The sequence below is a fragment of the Faecalibacillus sp. H12 genome (assembly GCF_013361255.1).
GTDB classification, from domain to species: domain Bacteria; phylum Bacillota_I; class Bacilli_A; order Erysipelotrichales; family Coprobacillaceae; genus Faecalibacillus; species Faecalibacillus intestinalis.
On the sequence record NZ_JABWDK010000061.1, the window covers coordinates 1 to 2,827 of the forward strand.

The 2,827-nt window shown below is 25.3% G+C and carries 2 protein-coding genes; both read right to left on the bottom strand.

What is annotated here, in order from left to right; genetic code table 11:
• Positions 1-193: 193 nt before the first annotated feature.
• Positions 194-1,231 carry a helix-turn-helix transcriptional regulator gene (locus HUU89_RS14370; RefSeq protein ID WP_175302120.1) on the bottom strand — a complete coding sequence of 346 codons (1,038 nt, stop codon included), beginning with the start codon at positions 1,229-1,231 and terminating at the stop codon, positions 194-196.
• A gap of 54 nt (positions 1,232-1,285) precedes the next feature.
• On the bottom strand, positions 1,286-2,389 hold the full coding sequence (locus HUU89_RS14375; protein WP_175302121.1) for a sensor domain-containing diguanylate cyclase: 1,104 nt from the start codon (positions 2,387-2,389) through the stop codon (positions 1,286-1,288).
• Positions 2,390-2,827: the final 438 nt, after the last annotated feature.

Here is a 2,827-nt window from a genome sequence, read left to right on the forward strand (position 1 = left end):
TTCCTAAGATTTCAGGATATCCTAATATTCTTTTACAGAGTTTATCGATCATGATAATATGATCATTTGATGTGATTTCTAATACTTTTTCCATTTAATTTTTTCTCCTATTATATAGACAATTTTTTGATGTTTTTCTTTTTGTTTTTTAAAAAAAGTAAAAAAAAATAACAATAAATGATTGTTTTTATTGTTATTTCTTTGGTTTAATAGTTAAAATGTTATTTTCTTGTAATAAAGAGAGTTGATCTATATTTTTAAATAAATATATGCTTTGTTGATTTTCTTTATCTATATCAAGATATTCATCTTGATATAGATGATGATCATTTATTAAATGTTGAATCAAGGCAATTTGTTTTTGATCCAAATGCATTCTTTGTTCCTTATTTTCCTTATTATATTTCAAGTTTTTTTGAAATTGTTTACGATAAACACTTGGTGTAATCCCATATAAATCTTTAAATGCTTGACTATAAGCCTTTGCAGACATTCCACAAGAAAATGCAATCTCATCAATTGAATCCTTTCCTGCTAACAGTTTTTCTAATGAATGTCGTATTCTTACCATTGATAAATATTTTACAAAACTAACACCTGTATATTTTTTAAATAAACGTGAAGCATAGGAGATACTAAAAGAAAGATTTTGAGCAACATCTTCTAAATGAATATCTTCTTGGTAATGTTGATCAATGAATAAAATAGCTTTCATATAATTTTCATGATTTTTAGAAGAAAGTGGTAAATTTTCTAAAGAAAATTCTTGATCTTGACTTATCATATAAATCAAATTAGAGATTACTAAATTTAATAAATAAATATTATCTTTGTTTTCAATAAAATGTAGAAGCAATATTCCTAATTGTTGTTTTATTTGAAATAATAGAGATTTATTTTGATTTTCTCTACAAATAAGAGATTGAAAACTATGATCTATATCTCCTACCATATAATGAGGTAAATAAGAAAAATCAATATGTAATGTTAAAATAATACTTTCTTTTTCATTCATCTTTAACATATGAATATCATTAGGAGCAATTATAGCTAATTCATGTTCATAAATAACAGTCGACATTTTTTCTGTAATAACTTCATAACTTCCTTTTAAAACATAAGAAATTTCTAAAGAAGATTGTCTTGAAAAAACTTGTCGATCAAATTGATTAATACTTAGACTTAATGGATATTCAAATTTTTGACCCGAAAAGTCATAATAATAATTCATATTTTGCATAGTCTCATCTCTTTTCATTAATCTCATTATACCATAAAAAAATGGTTAGCTTTCAATACCAACCATTTCATTTTCATAAAAATTTGCTTTATTTTCATACATTTTAGTATCTGCTTCTTTGATGAGTTCATCAACATCGTTTATATTATAGCACCAAGAAACACCTACAGAACACGAAATACCATTTTGTTCTAAATACTTCTTTGATTGTTCAACTTGCTTTATAAAACTAGCTTCTTTAACATCTACTGAAAGAACAACAAATTCATCCCCACCAAAACGATAAGCTTTTCTAGGAAAACACTCATTAATCAAATAAGCAGTTTTCTTTAAAACGGCATCACCTTCTAAATGTCCTTGTAAGTCATTGATCTTTTTTAATCCATTTAAATCAAAATAAGCAATACCAATATCCTTATTTTGACTTTCTTTAATCTTATCAATTCGTTCTATCAAAGCATTACGATTAAAAATATGTGTCATTGAATCTAAATAACTCATTGTTTTTAATTTTTGTTCCTGTTGTTTTCTATTCATACTCTCAGAAACAAAGAAAACAACCGAAGATAATAAGCTACTATTATCACATCTTCTTCGTGGATTATCAACACCCAAAAATCCAGTAATAATTTCATTTTCTATCAAAGGCACTGCAATAAGACTCGTTATATTTTGTAATTTTAAAAGACGATAGGTTTCAGAATTTTTATCAACCTCATCTTCTAAACTTTTTATATAAAATGTTCCATCAACCTTAAAACGATCTAACCAATATTGAATAGTTTCTAAAGAAACGTTTTGCAAATTATTTATTTCCGGAGTTGCCCCTTCTTCTGTATACTCAAAAAGATTAGATGTCGTATTTTGTTCATAGTCTATTTGAAAAATATAGGCACGATCACCTTGAAAAAACTCAGTAATAAGACATAACAAATCATTAATAGCATCATCGATTTCACTATGATAAGTTAAAGCATGAATACATCTATTTAATGTCGTTGCTGCAAGTAAAGATTCTTTTAATTCTATTTGACTTTTTTCATACTTTTTTGACATTCGATAATAAACAATTACAAAAATCATCACAAGTAATAAAACAAGCATAAAAATAACAAGTAACGGATATTTTTCTATTGCTTCAACTATCATACTAACAACCCCTTTCATTATAGATTATATTCACATGTCAATTAAAAAAATGTCGGTTTTAGACTAAATAATTTTATAGTTTTTCCTACATTTTTATTTTATTCTTTACAGCAACCATCAATATTTATTACAAATATAAGTGTCTGCTGCAAATACATTAGCAGGCACTTGTGTAAAGATTATCATAACGTAAGTATACTTGCCATTATTATACTTATCCTTACATTCATTTTTTCTTTTTTTGCTCTGGTATTTAAAATAGATTATAGTAAATAATTCCATGTACATCTTTATTTTACTATTTATAGCACCTTATTTTTAAATTAGGTGCGAAATGTCGTTTTTGAGGTGTGAAATGCAAAAAATAAATATCATATTTTTATGATAAAAAAGGGACAAAATAAATTTTGTCCACATGGTAATAATCTTTGAAGATTA